Source organism: Klebsiella sp. JN_Kp121, assembly GCF_040062145.1.
Classification (GTDB): Bacteria; Pseudomonadota; Gammaproteobacteria; order Enterobacterales; family Enterobacteriaceae; genus Klebsiella; species Klebsiella aerogenes.
This window is the reverse complement of the sequence record NZ_JBEAHX010000002.1, coordinates 1-16,121: the sequence shown is the minus strand read 5'-3', so window position 1 is coordinate 16,121 and position 16,121 is coordinate 1. Positions and strand designations below refer to the sequence as shown.

General features: G+C 57.8%; 10 protein-coding genes. 9 read left to right on the top strand and 1 reads right to left on the bottom strand.

The features are described from left to right. The first annotated feature begins 120 nt into the window (after nt 1-120). From yegD to yegS, 9 genes are all read left to right on the top strand, one after another. Nucleotides 121-1,473, top strand: a complete 1,353-nt coding sequence (gene yegD, locus ABLU86_RS02595; RefSeq protein WP_032710019.1) for a molecular chaperone — start codon at nt 121-123, stop codon at nt 1,471-1,473. Between the two features lie 415 nt (nt 1,474-1,888). After that, nucleotides 1,889-3,133 carry an MdtA/MuxA family multidrug efflux RND transporter periplasmic adaptor subunit gene (locus ABLU86_RS02590; RefSeq protein WP_032708719.1) on the top strand — a complete coding sequence of 415 codons (1,245 nt, stop codon included), beginning with the start codon at nt 1,889-1,891 and terminating at the stop codon, nt 3,131-3,133. Further along, a complete protein-coding gene (locus ABLU86_RS02585) occupies nt 3,133-6,255 on the top strand; it encodes an MdtB/MuxB family multidrug efflux RND transporter permease subunit (RefSeq protein WP_015365785.1) in 3,123 nt (1,040 codons plus the stop codon). Before ABLU86_RS02590 ends, ABLU86_RS02585 begins: the two co-directional genes overlap by 1 nt. After that, on the top strand, nt 6,256-9,333 hold the full coding sequence (gene mdtC / locus ABLU86_RS02580; protein ID WP_108684148.1) for a multidrug efflux RND transporter permease subunit MdtC: 3,078 nt from the start codon (nt 6,256-6,258) through the stop codon (nt 9,331-9,333). Nucleotide 9,334: 1 nt separating this feature from the next. After that, nucleotides 9,335-10,750 carry an MFS transporter gene (locus ABLU86_RS02575; RefSeq protein WP_348795911.1) on the top strand — a complete coding sequence of 472 codons (1,416 nt, stop codon included), beginning with the start codon at nt 9,335-9,337 and terminating at the stop codon, nt 10,748-10,750. After that, entirely contained in the window at nt 10,747-12,201 is a 1,455-nt protein-coding gene (baeS, locus tag ABLU86_RS02570) for a two-component system sensor histidine kinase BaeS (protein ID WP_015706068.1), read from the top strand. Before ABLU86_RS02575 ends, baeS begins: the two co-directional genes overlap by 4 nt. Then, a complete protein-coding gene (gene baeR, locus ABLU86_RS02565; protein ID WP_015365781.1) occupies nt 12,198-12,920 on the top strand; it encodes a two-component system response regulator BaeR in 723 nt (240 codons plus the stop codon). The genes baeS and baeR overlap by 4 nt, the downstream gene beginning before the upstream one ends. 145 nt (nt 12,921-13,065) lie before the next feature. Next, nucleotides 13,066-14,427, top strand: a complete 1,362-nt coding sequence (yegQ, locus tag ABLU86_RS02560) for a tRNA 5-hydroxyuridine modification protein YegQ (RefSeq protein WP_015365780.1) — start codon at nt 13,066-13,068, stop codon at nt 14,425-14,427. 257 nt (nt 14,428-14,684) lie between these two features. Next, nucleotides 14,685-15,578: a lipid kinase YegS gene (gene yegS, locus ABLU86_RS02555; protein WP_015365779.1), complete on the top strand. Its 894-nt coding sequence runs from the start codon at nt 14,685-14,687 to the stop codon at nt 15,576-15,578. 34 nt (nt 15,579-15,612) lie between these two features. Here yegS and ABLU86_RS02550 read toward each other — a convergent pair. Further along, nucleotides 15,613-16,121: MFS transporter (locus ABLU86_RS02550; RefSeq protein WP_348795910.1), on the bottom strand; the 509-nt coding region annotated here is incomplete at its 5' end.

Below are 16,121 nucleotides of genomic sequence, written 5' to 3'. Positions count from 1 at the left end.
TCGCGACAAGCATAGATGCTCTAAGCCTGCTGCGCCTTGCTTTTAAATTCCAGTTGTCGGCATGGCGGCAATCCGCTAAAGTCGCCCCCCTTCTTCACTGGCATGGGGATTTTTCAGGTCATGTTTATTGGTTTTGACTATGGTACCGCCAACTGTTCGGTCGCCGTCATGCAGGATAATGCGCCACGGCTTTTAACGCTGGAAAACGGTAGCCCGCTGCTGCCATCAATGCTTTGCGCCCCGACGCGCGAAGCGGTCAGCGAATGGCTATACCGCCATCATAATGTCCCGGCCGACGGCGCAGAAAATCAGGCGCTACTACGACGCGCCATTAATTATAACCGTGATGAAGATATCGAAGTCCTGGGCAACAGCGTCCAGTTCGGCCTCGCCTCATTGCATCAATACGTTGACGATCCGGAAGAGGTCTACTTCGTTAAGTCGCCAAAATCGTTTCTTGGCGCCAATGGCCTGAAACCCCAGCAGGTCGCGTTATTTGAAGATCTGGTCTGCGCGATGATGCTACATATTAAACAGCAGGCGCAGTCGCAGCTTAGTGAACAGATTACCCAGGCGGTTATTGGTCGACCAATTAACTTCCAGGGTCTTGGCGGCGATGACGCTAACGCTCAGGCACAGGGTATTCTCGAACGCGCGGCGACGCGAGCAGGATTCAACGATGTCGTGTTTCAGTTTGAACCCGTTGCGGCGGGGTTAGATTTTGAAGCCACGCTCAATGATGAAAAACGCGTGCTGGTCGTCGATATCGGCGGCGGCACCACCGACTGCTCACTGCTGTTGATGGGGCCGCAATGGCGGCAGAAAGCCGACCGTCAGGATAGCCTGCTGGGCCACAGCGGCTGCCGTATCGGCGGTAACGATTTGGATATCGCCCTGGCCTTCAAATGCCTGATGCCGTTACTCGGCATGGGCGGTGAAACAGAAAAAGGCATTGCGCTGCCGGTACTGCCCTGGTGGAATGCGGTGGCGATTAACGACGTCCCGGCGCAGAGCGATTTTTACAGCGCCGCCAACGGACGTATGCTCAATGACCTGCTGCGCGACGCTCGCGATGCCGACAAGGTCGCACTGCTGCTTAAAGTCTGGCGCCAGCGCCTGAGCTATCGCCTGGTACGCAGCGCGGAAGAGAGCAAAATCGCCCTTTCCGCTCAGCCGGATTTCAACGCCGAACTGCCGTTTATTAGCGATGAGCTGGCTACCGCTATCAGCCAGCAGGGGCTGGAAGAGGCGCTCAATCAACCGCTGGCTCGCATCATGGAGCAGGTAAAGTTAGCGCTGGAAAGCAGCCATGAAACCCCGGACGTTATCTATCTCACCGGCGGTAGCGCACGATCGCCGTTAATTAAAAAGGCGCTGGCCGCACAGCTGCCGGGAATACCGATCGCCGGCGGCGATGATTTTGGTTCCGTTACCGCCGGGCTTGCCCGCTGGGCGCAGGTGGTTTTCGCCTGAAACGCGAGCGCCATTCGGTAACCTGAGTTGACTTTGCCGCTTTTTCGTCCTAACTTGCAGGATGAAGGGTAAGGGAGGATTTCTCCTCCCCCTGATACACTGTTAGTAAGTCGGGAAACTTATCAGTAACAGCACTATCAGTATGATGAGTAGATTCATCATAACCCTTTCCTTATTTAAGGCCCCTTCCTCAGGAGGGGCTTTCCTGTATTTAGCCTCCGCTAAATCAAGCTGACGTTACCATGCCGCGTCTGACACATTTCTTTTCAGCGTTCGGCTTTGCGAGCCTCCTCGTGAAAGCCCGCCAATTCAGACCTTTCCATACGCGCTTTTCATAATTCCTCCATTTTTGCGGGGCGTTCCGTTACTAAACTAGTATCATTCAGCGAAAGCTTCAGAATGAGATAGCAAAATAATGAAAAGCAGTAACACACTTCGTTGGGGAATGGTCCTGACGGTAATTTTGGCGGCGGGAGCCGCCTATTGGTTCTGGCACGATCGTTCCGAAGAGACAACCGCAGGCGCTGCTGGCGCAAGTCAACAAGGAGCAAAAGCGCCTGCCGGGGCGCGCCATGGCCGCTTCGGCGCGGCGCTGGCCCCGGTGCAGGCGGCGACCGCCACCAGCGAATCCGTCCCCCGCTACCTTACTGGCCTGGGGACTATCACCGCGGCGAACACCGTGACCGTGCGCAGTCGGGTTGACGGCCAGTTACTGAGTATCCATTTCCAGGAAGGTCAGCAGGTAAAAGCCGGCGATCTGCTGGCGCAAATCGATCCCAGCCAGTTCAAGGTCGCGCTGGCCCAGGCGCAGGGGCAGCTTGCCAAAGATAACGCTACCCTCGCAAACGCACGCCGCGATCTCGCTCGCTATCAACAACTGGTGAAAACCAATCTTATCTCCCGTCAGGAGCTCGATACCCAGCAGTCGCTGGTGGTCGAATCCGCCGGTACGGTTAAAGCCGATCAGGCCGCCGTCGCCAGTGCGCAACTGCAGCTGGACTGGACCCGCATCACCGCGCCGATTGACGGCCGCGTGGGCCTGAAACAGGTCGACATCGGCAACCAAATCTCCAGTGGCGACACCACCGGCATTGTCGTACTCACGCAAACCCACCCTATCGATTTGGTCTTTACCCTGCCGGAAAGCGATATCGCCACCGTGGTACAGGCGCAGAAAGCCGGTAAAACGCTGAGCGTCGAGGCCTGGGACCGAACCAATAAACAGAAGATCAGTACAGGCAGCCTGCTGAGCCTCGATAACCAAATCGATGCCACCACCGGCACCATTAAGCTTAAAGCGCGCTTTAATAACCTCGATGACGCGCTGTTCCCGAATCAGTTCGTCAATGCCAGAATGCTGGTGGATACCGAGCAGGATGCGGTAGTGATCCCCACCGCCGCGCTACAAATGGGCAACGAGGGGCACTTCGTGTGGGTGCTGAACAGTGAGAATAAAGTCAGTAAACATACGGTCACGCCGGGTATTCAGGATAGCCAAAAAGTGGTGATTAACGCCGGGCTGTCAGCGGGCGACCGGGTGGTGACCGATGGTATCGATCGCCTGACGGAAGGCGCTAAGGTCGAAGTCGTCGAAGCTCACAGCGCCGTGCAGGAACAACCTACCACCCGCCCGAGTGGTAAAAACGGAGCGGGCGCCTGATGCAAGTATTACCCCCAAGCAGTACGGGCGGCCCTTCCCGACTGTTTATTATGCGTCCGGTGGCGACAACGCTATTGATGGTCGCCATTCTGCTGGCCGGTATCATCGGCTATCGCTTCCTGCCGGTCTCTGCGCTGCCGGAAGTTGACTACCCAACCATTCAGGTAGTAACGCTCTACCCCGGCGCCAGCCCGGATGTGGTGACGTCATCGATTACCGCGCCGCTGGAACGCCAGTTTGGCCAGATGTCCGGCCTTAAGCAGATGTCTTCACAAAGCTCGGGCGGCGCGTCGGTCATTACTCTGCAGTTCCAGTTGACCCTGGCGCTGGATGTCGCCGAACAGGAAGTGCAGGCGGCCATCAACGCCGCGACCAACCTGCTGCCGTCTGATTTACCCAACCCGCCGGTTTACAGCAAAGTGAACCCGGCGGATCCGCCGATCATGACCCTGGCCGTGACCTCCAGCGCGATGCCGATGACGCAGGTTGAAGATATGGTGGAAACTCGGGTAGCGCAGAAGATATCTCAGGTTTCCGGGGTCGGCCTGGTGACGCTGGCCGGCGGCCAACGTCCTGCGGTGCGCGTTAAGCTCAATGCCCAGGCGATCGCCGCGTTAGGTTTGACCAGCGAAACCGTGCGTACCGCCATTACCAGCGCCAACGTGAATTCAGCAAAAGGTAGCCTTGACGGCCCGGCCCGCGCGGTCACCCTTTCCGCCAACGATCAGATGCAGTCGGCGGAAGATTACCGTCGGCTGATTATCGCCTATCAGAACGGCGCGCCGATCCGTCTTGGCGATATCGCGACCATCGAACAGGGCGCCGAGAACGCCTGGCTGGGGGCGTGGGCCAATAAGCAGCGGGCGATAGTGATGAACGTCCAACGTCAGCCGGGAGCGAACATCATCGCCACTGCCGACAGCATCCGCCAGATGCTACCGCAACTGACCGAGAGCTTGCCTAAATCCGTTAAGGTACAGGTGCTTTCTGACCGCACCACCAATATTCGCGCGTCGGTCAGCGATACCCAGTTCGAATTGCTGCTGGCCATCGCGCTGGTGGTGATGATCATTTATCTCTTCTTACGCAATGTCCCGGCGACTATCATCCCCGGCGTCGCCGTGCCGCTGTCGCTGGTCGGCACCTTCGCGGTTATGGTGTTCCTCGATTTTTCGATTAACAACCTGACGCTAATGGCGCTGACCATCGCCACCGGCTTCGTGGTCGATGACGCCATCGTAGTCATCGAAAACATCTCCCGCTACATTGAAAAAGGTGAGAAACCGCTTGCCGCCGCGCTGAAAGGCGCGGGGGAAATCGGCTTCACGATTATTTCATTAACGTTCTCGCTGATTGCCGTACTGATTCCGCTGCTGTTTATGGGTGATATCGTTGGGCGATTGTTCCGTGAATTCGCCATTACCCTGGCGGTGGCGATTCTGATTTCGGCGGTGGTCTCGCTGACCCTGACGCCGATGATGTGCGCGCGGATGTTAAGCCACGAATCGCTGCGCAAACAAAACCGCTTTTCGCGGGCCAGCGAGCGTTTCTTCGAGCGGGTGATTGCCGTCTATGGCCGCTGGCTAAGCCGGGTACTAAACCACCCATGGCTAACGTTGAGCGTGGCGTTAAGCACCCTGGCGTTATCGATTCTGCTGTGGGTCTTTATCCCGAAAGGCTTCTTCCCAATCCAGGATAACGGCATTATTCAGGGCACGTTACAGGCCCCGCAGTCGGTGTCGTTCGCCAGTATGGCGCAACGCCAGCAGCAGGTATCCGATCTGATTCTGAAAGATCCGGCGGTTGAAAGCCTGACGTCGTTCGTCGGTGTTGATGGCACCAATCCGGCGCTGAACAGCGCGCGTCTGCAGATTAACCTCAAACCACTGGATGAACGCGACGATCGCGTGCAAACGGTCATCAGCCGTCTGCAGCAATCGGTGGCTAGCGTACCGGGTATTGAGCTTTATCTCCAGCCAACGCAGGATCTGACTATCGATACCACCGTCAGTCGCACTCAGTATCAGTTTACCCTGCAGGCTAACTCGCTTGATGCGCTGAGCAACTGGGTGCCGCAATTGCTGTCGCGCCTGCAATCCTTACCCCAGCTTGCCGACGTCAGCAGCGACTGGCAGGATAAAGGGCTCGCGGCTTATATTAATGTCGATCGCGATAGCGCCAGCCGGCTGGGTATTTCCATGGCGGATGTCGATAACGCGCTGTATAACGCCTTTGGCCAAAGGCTGATCTCGACAATTTATACCCAGGCCAACCAATATCGTGTGGTACTGGAGCACGACACCCAGGCGACGCCGGGGCTAGCGGCTCTTGATAATATCCGCCTCACCAGCAGCGATGGCGGTATCGTGCCTCTGAAATCCATCGCCAGCGTCGAGCAGCGTTTTACCCCGCTGTCGGTGAACCATCTCGATCAGTTCCCGGTGACCACCATTTCATTCAACGTGCCGGATAACTACTCCCTCGGCGAAGCGGTAGAGGCTATTTTGTCAGCCGAGCAGTCGCTGGATTTTCCAAGCGACATCCGCACCCAGTTCCAGGGCAGTTCGCTCGCGTTCCAGTCGGCGCTCGGTAGCACCGTCTGGCTGGTCGTCGCGGCGGTCGTCGCCATGTATATCGTCCTCGGCGTGCTGTACGAAAGCTTCATTCATCCCATCACCATTCTTTCCACCCTGCCGACCGCTGGCGTCGGGGCGCTGCTGGCGCTATGGCTGGCCGGTAGCGAGCTGGATGTGATTGCCATCATCGGCATCATTCTGCTGATTGGTATCGTGAAGAAAAACGCCATCATGATGATTGACTTTGCCCTCGCCGCCGAGCGCGAGCAGGGAATGCCGCCGCGCGAAGCCATTTATCAGGCCTGCCTGCTGCGCTTCCGTCCGATTCTGATGACCACCCTCGCCGCCCTGCTTGGTGCGCTGCCCTTGATGCTCAGTACCGGCGTCGGCGCCGAGCTGCGTCGCCCATTGGGGATTGGTATGGTTGGCGGTCTGATGCTCAGCCAGGTACTGACGTTATTCACCACGCCGGTGATTTATCTGCTGTTCGACCGGCTATCGCTGTATATGAAGAGCCGCTTCCCGCGCCGTGAAGAGGAGGCGTAAGTGAAGTTCTTCGCTCTCTTCATTTATCGGCCGGTGGCGACGATTCTTATCTCGTTGGCGATTACTCTATGCGGGATCCTCGGATTCCGCCTGCTGCCGGTCGCACCGCTGCCGCAGGTGGATTTCCCGGTGATCATGATTAGCGCCTCGCTGCCCGGCGCCTCGCCGGAAACCATGGCCTCGTCGGTGGCAACACCGCTGGAACGCTCGCTGGGGCGCATTGCCGGGGTCAATGAAATGACCTCGTCGAGCTCGCTTGGCAGTACCCGCATCATCATGGAGTTTAATTTCGATCGCGATATTAATGGCGCCGCCCGCGACGTGCAGGCGGCGATTAATGCCGCGCAAAGTCTGCTGCCGAGCGGGATGCCCAGCCGCCCCACGTATCGCAAAGCTAACCCGTCCGATGCGCCGATCATGATCCTGACGCTCACCTCGGATACCTATTCGCAAGGCGAGTTGTACGATTTCGCGTCAACCCAGCTGGCGCAAACCATCGCGCAGATTGACGGCGTCGGCGATGTCGACGTCGGCGGCAGCTCACTGCCGGCGGTGCGCGTCGACCTTAACCCGCAGGCGCTATTTAACCAGGGCGTCTCACTGGACGCCGTGCGCAGCGCCATTGATAACGCCAACGTGCGTCGCCCGCAGGGCGCGCTGGAAGATAAGACCCACCGCTGGCAGGTGCAGACCAACGATGAATTGAAAACCGCGGCGGAATATTTGCCGGTGATCGTCCACTACAACAACGGCGCGGCGGTACGCCTTGGCGACGTGGCAAAAGTGACGGATTCAGTGCAGGACGTGCGTAACGCCGGGATGACCAACGCCAAACCGGCGATCCTGTTGATGATCCGCAAGCTGCCGGAAGCCAACATCATTCAGACGGTTGATAGCATTCGCGCCCGCCTGCCGGAACTACAGCGTACCATCCCCGCCGCCATTGATTTACAGATTGCGCAGGATCGTTCGCCCACCATCCGCGCTTCGCTGGAAGAGGTCGAACAAACGCTGGTGATTTCGGTCGCGCTGGTGATTCTGGTGGTCTTTCTGTTTTTGCGCTCCGGGCGCGCAACGCTCATCCCGGCCGTCGCCGTGCCGGTATCGTTAATCGGTACCTTTGCCGCGATGTATTTGTGCGGCTTCAGCCTCAATAATCTGTCGTTAATGGCGCTGACCATCGCCACCGGTTTCGTTGTCGATGACGCCATCGTGGTGCTGGAGAATATTTCCCGCCATCTTGAGGCGGGAATGAAACCGCTGCAGGCCGCGTTACAGGGCAGCCGTGAAGTCGGCTTTACCGTGCTGTCGATGAGCCTGTCGCTGGTGGCGGTGTTCTTACCGCTGCTGCTGATGGGCGGCCTGCCGGGTCGTCTGCTGCGCGAGTTCGCCGTCACGCTATCGGTAGCGATCGGTATTTCGCTCGCCGTGTCGCTCACGCTGACGCCAATGATGTGCGGCTGGCTGCTGAAAAGCGGCAAACCTCATGAACCAACGCGCAAGCGTGGCTTTGGCCGCCTGCTGGTCACTATTCAGGGCGGCTATGGCAAATCGTTAAAATGGGTGCTGAAGCATAGTCGCCTGACTGGCCTGGTGCTGCTCGGTACGATGGCGCTCAGCGTGTGGCTGTATATCGCCATTCCGAAAACCTTCTTCCCGGAGCAGGACACCGGGGTGCTGATGGGCGGCATTCAGGCGGATCAGAGTATTTCGTTCCAGGCGATGCGCGGCAAACTGCAGGACTTTATGAAGATCATCCGCGAGGATCCGGCGGTCGATAACGTGACCGGTTTTACCGGCGGCTCGCGGGTGAATAGCGGTATGATGTTTATCACCCTGAAACCGCGCGACCAACGCCACGAAACGGCGCAGCAAATCATCGACCGGCTGCGGAAAAAACTGGCGAAAGAGCCCGGCGCTAATCTGTTCCTGATGGCGGTGCAGGATATCCGCGTTGGCGGACGTCAGTCGAACGCCAGCTATCAGTACACCCTGTTATCGGACGATCTGTCGGCGCTGCGTGAATGGGAGCCAAAAATCCGCAAGGCGCTAGCGGCACTGCCGGAACTGGCTGACGTTAACTCGGATCAGCAAGATAACGGCGCGGAGATGGATCTGGTCTACGACCGCGACACCATGTCACGCCTGGGCGTCAGCGTGCAGGATGCCAACAGCCTGTTAAACAACGCTTTCGGCCAGCGGCAGATCTCGACCATCTATCAACCTTTGAACCAGTACAAAGTGGTGATGGAAGTCGATCCGCTTTATACCCAGGACGTTAGCGCGCTGGAGAAAATGTTTGTCATTAGTAACGACGGTAAACCCATCCCGCTGTCATACTTCGCCAAATGGCAACCGGCGAACGCACCGCTTTCGGTCAACCACCAGGGGCTATCGGCCGCCTCGACCATCTCCTTCAACCTGCCGACCGGCAAATCGCTGTCGGAAGCCAGCGACGCCATTGACCGGGCGATGACCCAGCTTGGCGTGCCGTCGAGCGTGCGAGGATCGTTTGCCGGCACCGCACAGGTATTCCAGCAGACGATGAACTCACAGGTGATCCTGATTATCGCCGCCATCGCCACGGTGTATATCGTGCTGGGGATCCTCTATGAAAGCTACGTGCATCCGTTAACCATTCTCTCAACCCTACCGTCAGCGGGGGTTGGCGCGCTGCTGGCGCTGGAATTATTTGGCGCCCCATTCAGCCTAATCGCCCTGATAGGGATCATGCTATTAATTGGCATCGTAAAGAAAAACGCCATCATGATGGTCGATTTCGCCCTTGAAGCGCAGCGTACCGGCAATCTTCCGCCGGAAGAAGCGATATTCCAGGCCTGTTTGCTGCGTTTTCGCCCGATCATGATGACCACCCTGGCGGCGCTATTCGGCGCGCTGCCGCTGGTGCTATCGGGCGGGGATGGTTCAGAGCTGCGGCAGCCGTTGGGGATCACCATTGTCGGTGGTCTGGTCATGAGCCAGTTGCTGACGCTGTACACCACCCCGGTGGTCTATTTGTTCTTTGATCGTCTGCGGCTGCGTTTTACGCGCAAGCCTGCTCAACCGGTAAGCGAATAAGATGACAGATCTGCCCGCCAGCGTACGCTGGCAGTTATGGATTGTGGCCTTCGGCTTCTTTATGCAGTCGCTGGATACCACCATCGTCAACACCGCCCTGCCCTCGATGGCCAAAAGCCTTGGGGAAAGCCCGCTGCACATGCATATGGTAGTGGTCTCGTATGTGCTTACGGTGGCGGTCATGCTGCCGGCCAGCGGCTGGCTGGCGGACCGGGTTGGCGTGCGCAATATCTTTTTCAGCGCCATTGTGTTGTTTACCGCCGGTTCGCTGTTCTGCGCCCAGGCCAGCACTCTCGATCAGTTAGTGATATCCCGGGTGCTGCAGGGTGTCGGCGGCGCGATGATGGTGCCGGTCGGGCGGCTAACGGTGATGAAAATCGTTCCACGCGATCAGTATATGGCGGCGATGACCTTCGTCACCCTGCCCGGCCAGGTTGGACCGCTGCTCGGCCCGGCGCTTGGCGGGGTACTGGTCGAATATGCCTCCTGGCACTGGATTTTCTTGATTAACATCCCGGTTGGCATCATCGGCGCTATCGCCACATTATGCCTGATGCCGAACTACACCCTGCAGACCCGGCGTTTTGATATTCTTGGTTTTATTCTGCTGGCGGTGGGAATGGCCGCCCTGACGCTGGCGCTTGACGGCAAAAAAGGGCTCGGAATCTCGCCGCTGCTGCTCGCTGTGCTGGTCACCGCTGGCCTAATGGCGATAGTTTTTTATTTGTGGCACGCCCGTGGCAACGTTAACGCCTTATTTAGCCTCAATCTGTTTCGCAACAAAACCTTCTCGCTCGGTCTTGGCGGCAGCTTCGCCGGGCGTATCGGTAGCGGGATGTTACCGTTTATGACCCCGGTATTCCTGCAAATTGGCCTCGGCTTCTCGCCGTTCCACGCCGGGCTGATGATCATCCCCATGGTGCTGGGCAGCATGGGGATGAAACGCATCGTGGTGCAGGTAGTGAATCGCTTTGGCTATCGCCGCGTGCTGGTTTTCGCGACGCTCGGCCTGGCGCTGGTGAGTTTACTGTTCATGGCCGTCGCACTGGCCGGCTGGTACTGGCTGCTGCCGCTGGTGCTGTTCCTGCAGGGCATGATTAACTCCAGCCGTTTCTCGTCGATGAATACTCTGACGCTAAAAGACCTGCCTGATGAGTTGGCCAGCAGCGGTAACAGCCTGCTCTCAATGGTCATGCAACTCTCGATGAGCATCGGCGTGACCATCGCCGGGCTACTGCTCGGCATGTACGGCCAGCAGCATATCAGCGCCGATGCGCCAGCTGTCGATCAGATTTTCCTCTACACCTATCTGAGCATGGCGGTGATTATCGCTCTCCCGGCGCTCATCTTTTCCCGTGTACCGAACGATGTCGGCAGCAATACCGTCATCCGCCGACGCAAAAGGAGTGAATCGTGAAACTTTGGCGCCCGGGTATCACCGGTAAGCTGTTCCTGGCTATTTTCGCCACCTGTATCGTGCTGCTGATTAGCATGCACTGGGCGGTGCGCATCAGCTTTGAGCGCGGCTTTATCGACTATATTAAACGCGGTAATGAACAACGACTAACGATGCTCGGCGACGCGCTGAGTGAACAGTACGAGCAGCACGGCGACTGGAAATTTTTGCGCAACAATGATCGTTTTATCTTCCAGTTACTGCGCACCTTCGAGCGCGATAACGACGAACGTCCACCGGGTGGGCCGGGTCCGCATGGCGAGCCAGGGCCAATGCCCGGCCCTGGCCCGCGGCCCGATATGCCGCCGCACGGCTGGCGCACGCAATTTTGGGTTGTCGATCAACAAGGGCGCGTGCTGGTAGGCCCGCGGGCGCCGGTCCCGCAGGACGGTACCCGCCGAAACATTGTCGTCGACGGCGTGACCGTCGGGGCGGTGATCGCCTCGCCGGTTGAGCGGCTCACGCGCAACACGGATATTAATTTCGACCGCCAGCAAAAACGCACCAGTTGGCTGATTGTCGCCCTTGCCACCCTCCTCGCCGCGCTGGCCACCTTCCCGCTGGCCCGCGGGCTGCTGGCGCCGGTCAAACGGCTGGTGGAAGGCACCCATAAGCTGGCGGCGGGCGATTTCTCTACCCGCGTCACGGTCACCGGCGGGGATGAACTGGGCCGTCTGGCGCAGGATTTTAACCAGCTTGCCAGTACGCTTGAGCGTAACCAACAGATGCGCCGCGATTTAATGGCCGATATTTCGCATGAACTCCGCACGCCGCTAGCGGTCCTGCGCGGCGAGCTGGAGGCTATTCAGGACGGAGTGCGTAAATTCACCCCGGATTCGATCTCTTCGCTGCAGGCGGAAGTCGGCACGCTTACCAAGCTGGTGGACGATCTGCATCAGTTGTCGATGTCCGATGAAGGCGCGTTAGCCTACCAGAAAGAGTCGGTGGATTTAATTGCGCTGCTGGAGGTCGCCGCAGGGGCGTTCCGCGAACGTTTCGCCAGCCGCGGCTTGACCATCGGCGTCTCGCTGCCGGATAACGCTATCGTTTTCGGCGATCGCGATCGTCTGATGCAGCTGTTCAATAACCTGCTGGAAAACAGCCTACGCTATACCGACAGCGGCGGCCGCCTGCAGATTGACGCCAAACAAAATGGTCGCATGTTGACGCTCGATTTCGCCGATAGCGGCCCCGGCGTTAGCGACGAGCAGCTGGCGCGGCTCTGCGAGCGTTTTTATCGCACCGAGGGCTCACGCAACCGGGCCAGCGGTGGATCCGGTCTTGGGCTGGCAATCTGTATGAATATCGTCGCCGCCCACGGCGGCAGCCTGAACGCCGGTCATTCGCCTTTTGGCGGGGTTAGCATTAAAGTAGAGTTACCTCTGGAACAGGATTTATCGAGGGATGTATGAGCGAATTACCTATTGATGAAAACACGCCGCGCATTTTAATCGTGGAAGACGAGCCCAAACTCGGTCAGTTGTTGATCGACTATTTGCAAGCTGCGAGCTATGCGCCAACGCTCATTGCGCATGGCGATCAGGTACTACCCTACGTCCGCCAGACGCCCCCGCATTTGATCCTGCTGGATTTAATGCTGCCGGGCACCGACGGCCTGACCCTGTGCCGCGAGATCCGCCGATTTTCCGAGATACCGATTGTGATGGTCACTGCCAAAATCGAGGAGATCGATCGCCTGCTGGGGCTGGAAATCGGCGCCGATGACTATATCTGCAAACCGTACAGCCCGCGTGAAGTCGTGGCCCGCGTGAAGACGATCCTGCGTCGCTGTAAACCACAGCGCGATCTGCAGGCTCTGGATGCGCAAAGTCCGCTAATTGTTGACGAAAGTCGCTTCCAGGCCTCGTGGCGCGAAAAAATGCTGGACCTGACTCCCGCCGAGTTTCGGCTATTAAAAACGCTGTCGCAGGAGCCGGGTAAAGTCTTCTCCCGCGAACAACTGCTCAATCATCTGTACGACGATTATCGCGTAGTTACCGACCGTACCATCGACAGCCATATTAAAAACCTGCGCCGTAAGCTGGAGTCGCTGGACGCGGAGCAGTCGTTTATTCGCGCCGTCTACGGCGTTGGCTATCGCTGGGAAGCCGACGCCTGTAGAATGGCTTGATCATCGCGCCTCTTAGCGCAGAGAGGCGCGAAGGTTTACTCCCTCTTTCCACAGCGCTACAATGCCCGCCCTTAATGTGGGGACACTCCCCCGAATCGCCGTACCTGGTGCGGCGAGTCTGACCTGTCATCAGAACGAGAAAATCATGTTTAAACCGGAACTTCTTTCCCCGGCGGGAACGCTGAAAAATATGCGTTACGCTTTCGCTTATGGCGCCGATGCGGTCTACGCCGGCCAGCCGCGTTACTCACTGCGCGTCCGCAACAACGAATTCAACCACGAAAACCTGCAGCTCGGCATCAATGAGGCCCATGAGCTGGGGAAAAAATTCTATGTGGTGGTTAACATCGCGCCGCATAACGCCAAGCTGAAAACGTTCATTCGCGATCTCAAACCGGTAGTGGAAATGGGCCCGGACGCGCTGATTATGTCCGATCCTGGTTTAATCATGCTGGTGCGGGAAAACTTCCCTGATATGCCGATCCACCTGTCGGTACAGGCCAACGCCGTCAACTGGGCGACGGTGAAATTCTGGCAGCAAATGGGGTTGACCCGCGTGATCCTCTCCCGCGAATTGTCGCTGGACGAGATCGCCGAAATTCGCAGCCAGGTGCCGGAGATGGAAATCGAGATTTTCGTCCATGGCGCGCTGTGCATGGCCTACTCCGGCCGCTGCCTGCTCTCCGGCTATATCAATAAGCGTGACCCTAACCAGGGCACCTGTACCAACGCCTGCCGCTGGGAGTACAACGTCCAGGAAGGCAAAGAAGATGACGTGGGTAATATCGTCCACAAGCATGAACCTATCCCGGTGCAGAACGTTGAACCGACTCTCGGTATCGGCGCGCCAACCGACCAGGTATTTATGATTGAGGAAGCCAAACGTCCGGGCGAGTATATGACCGCCTTTGAGGATGAGCATGGCACCTACATCATGAACTCCAAAGATCTGCGCGCTATTGCCCACGTTGAGCGTCTGACCCAGATGGGCGTTCACTCGCTGAAGATTGAAGGCCGCACCAAATCCTTCTACTACTGCGCCCGCACCGCCCAGGTGTACCGTAAAGCGATCGACGACGCCGCCGCCGGTAAACCGTTCGACACCAGTCTGCTGGAGACGCTGGAAGGTCTGGCCCACCGCGGCTATACCGAAGGCTTCCTGCGCCGCCACACCCACGACGACTATCAGAATTATGAATACGGCTATTCGGTTTCCGAACGCCAGCAGTTTGTCGGCGAATTCACCGGCAAGCGTCAGGGTCATCTGGCCGAAGTGGCGGTGAAAAATAAGTTCTCGGTCGGCGACAGCCTGGAGGTCATGACTCCGCAAGGTAATGTCAATTTTACGCTCGAACATATGGAGAACGCCAAAGGCGAAGCAATGCCGGTCGCGCCGGGAGACGGTTATATCGTCTGGCTGCCGCTGCCGGAGGATATGGCGCTGGAGTATGGGTTGCTGATGCGTAATTTTAACGGCGAGTCGACGCGCAATCCGCATAAAAATTAGTTTATTGGCGTTATTTTTTCATTATGTATGGATATTAGAATCGGATCACATACCGTTTCGTTCGAAGCAGGTATCATCCATTTCGCTGAAAAACATAACCCATAAATGCTAGCTGTACCAGGAACCACCTCCTTAGCCTGCGTAATCTCCCTTACGCGGGCTTATTTTTTATGCATCCCATTTTCCCGACTTTCTTATTCCATGATGCCATTCATGCGATACACTGAGGATGACGACAAAGAATGAGGCGATAAAGGATGACCCAATTTCCAGCCAGCTTATTAATTCTCAACGGTAAAGGCGCGAATGAGCCACAACTGCGCGAAGCCGTTAATCTTCTGCGCGAAGAAGGTATCGAGATACATGTCCGCGTAACCTGGGAAAAAGGCGATGCGATTCGTTTTGTCGAGGAAGCCGAAACGCTCAAGGTGGCGACGGTAATTGCCGGCGGCGGCGACGGTACGATTAATGAAGTCGCCACCGCGCTGGTTCAGCGCGGCAGCAACATGGCGCTGGGATTACTCCCCCTCGGCACAGCCAATGATTTTGCCACCAGCGTCGGCATCCCGCAGGATTTAGCCAGCGCGCTGAAGCTGGCGATAGCCGGGCGCGACGTCCCTATTGATGTGGTACGCGTTAACAACGAGGCCGGTTTTATCAATATGGCCACCGGCGGCTTTGGCACCCGTATCACCACCGAAACGCCGGAAAAACTGAAAGCCGCGCTCGGCGGCGTCTCCTATCTGATTCACGGCCTGACCCGCATGGATACCCTGAAGCCGGACCGCTGCGAAATTCGCGGCGAGAACTTTCACTGGCAGGGTGACGCGCTGGTTATCGGCATCGGCAATGGCCGTCAGGCCGGCGGCGGCCAGCAACTGTGTCCTGAGGCATTAATTAACGACGGGCTACTGCATCTGCGCATTTTCACCGGCGAAGAGTTGCTGCCTGCGCTGTTTAGCACCCTCGCTAATCCCGATAATTCGCCAAATCTGATCGACGGCGTATCGCCGTGGTTTGAAGTCACCGCCGCCCATGAAATGACCTTCAACCTGGATGGCGAACCGCTGAGCGGCAAATCTTTCCGTATGGAAATCCTCGGCGAGGCGCTACGCTGCCGTCTGCCGCCGGACTGTATGTTACTGCGTTAAAACATCAGGGCGGGATATACCCGCCCTGACAACGTTATGAATATTCTACCCCTTCCCTGACGCCGCTTGCCTTACGGGCAAAGCCCGGCTGATCGACGCGAATAAACGGGCACAGACAAAACGCCAGCAGATAGAGCGCGGTATAGGCCACCACCACGCCGATGGTGCTGAAATACGGCAGCAGCACCACCGCAATCGCCGGTGCGAGGAAGTTCGACAGCCCGGCCGACAGGTTGTAGACCGAAATCGCCGCCCCTTTATGCTCTGGCTCCAGCGCCGGGAACACCGCCGCCATCGGCACGAACGCCGCGACAAAAATCCCCAGCGCGATGGCCGGCACCAGCGCCATGGCGAAGTTATGGCCGAAGTGCTGCGGCAGGTAGTAAAACGCCAGGCTCGACAGCGCCATGCCGATACAGCCGAACCAGCGCACCACTTTCATCCAGCCCAGTTTCTCCGCCACGATACCCCAGAAGACGTTGGAGAAAATGGTGGTGAAGAAGAACGCCGCCCACACCTGCAGCCATTCGGAAGTGGTGAAGC

Bases quoted from the DNA above. Each gene is read 5' to 3' on its own strand.
- yegQ (WP_015365780.1), top strand. From the start codon at position 13,066: ATGTTTAAACCGGAACTTCTTTCCCCGGCGGGAACGCTGAAAAATATG.
- ABLU86_RS02590 (WP_032708719.1), top strand. From the start codon at position 1,889: ATGAAAAGCAGTAACACACTTCGTTGGGGAATGGTCCTGACGGTAATT.
- ABLU86_RS02575 (WP_348795911.1), top strand. From the start codon at position 9,335: ATGACAGATCTGCCCGCCAGCGTACGCTGGCAGTTATGGATTGTGGCC.
- yegS (WP_015365779.1), top strand. From the start codon at position 14,685: ATGACCCAATTTCCAGCCAGCTTATTAATTCTCAACGGTAAAGGCGCG.
- ABLU86_RS02585 (WP_015365785.1), top strand. From the start codon at position 3,133: ATGCAAGTATTACCCCCAAGCAGTACGGGCGGCCCTTCCCGACTGTTT.
- baeR (WP_015365781.1), top strand. From the start codon at position 12,198: ATGAGCGAATTACCTATTGATGAAAACACGCCGCGCATTTTAATCGTG.
- yegD (WP_032710019.1), top strand. From the start codon at position 121: ATGTTTATTGGTTTTGACTATGGTACCGCCAACTGTTCGGTCGCCGTC.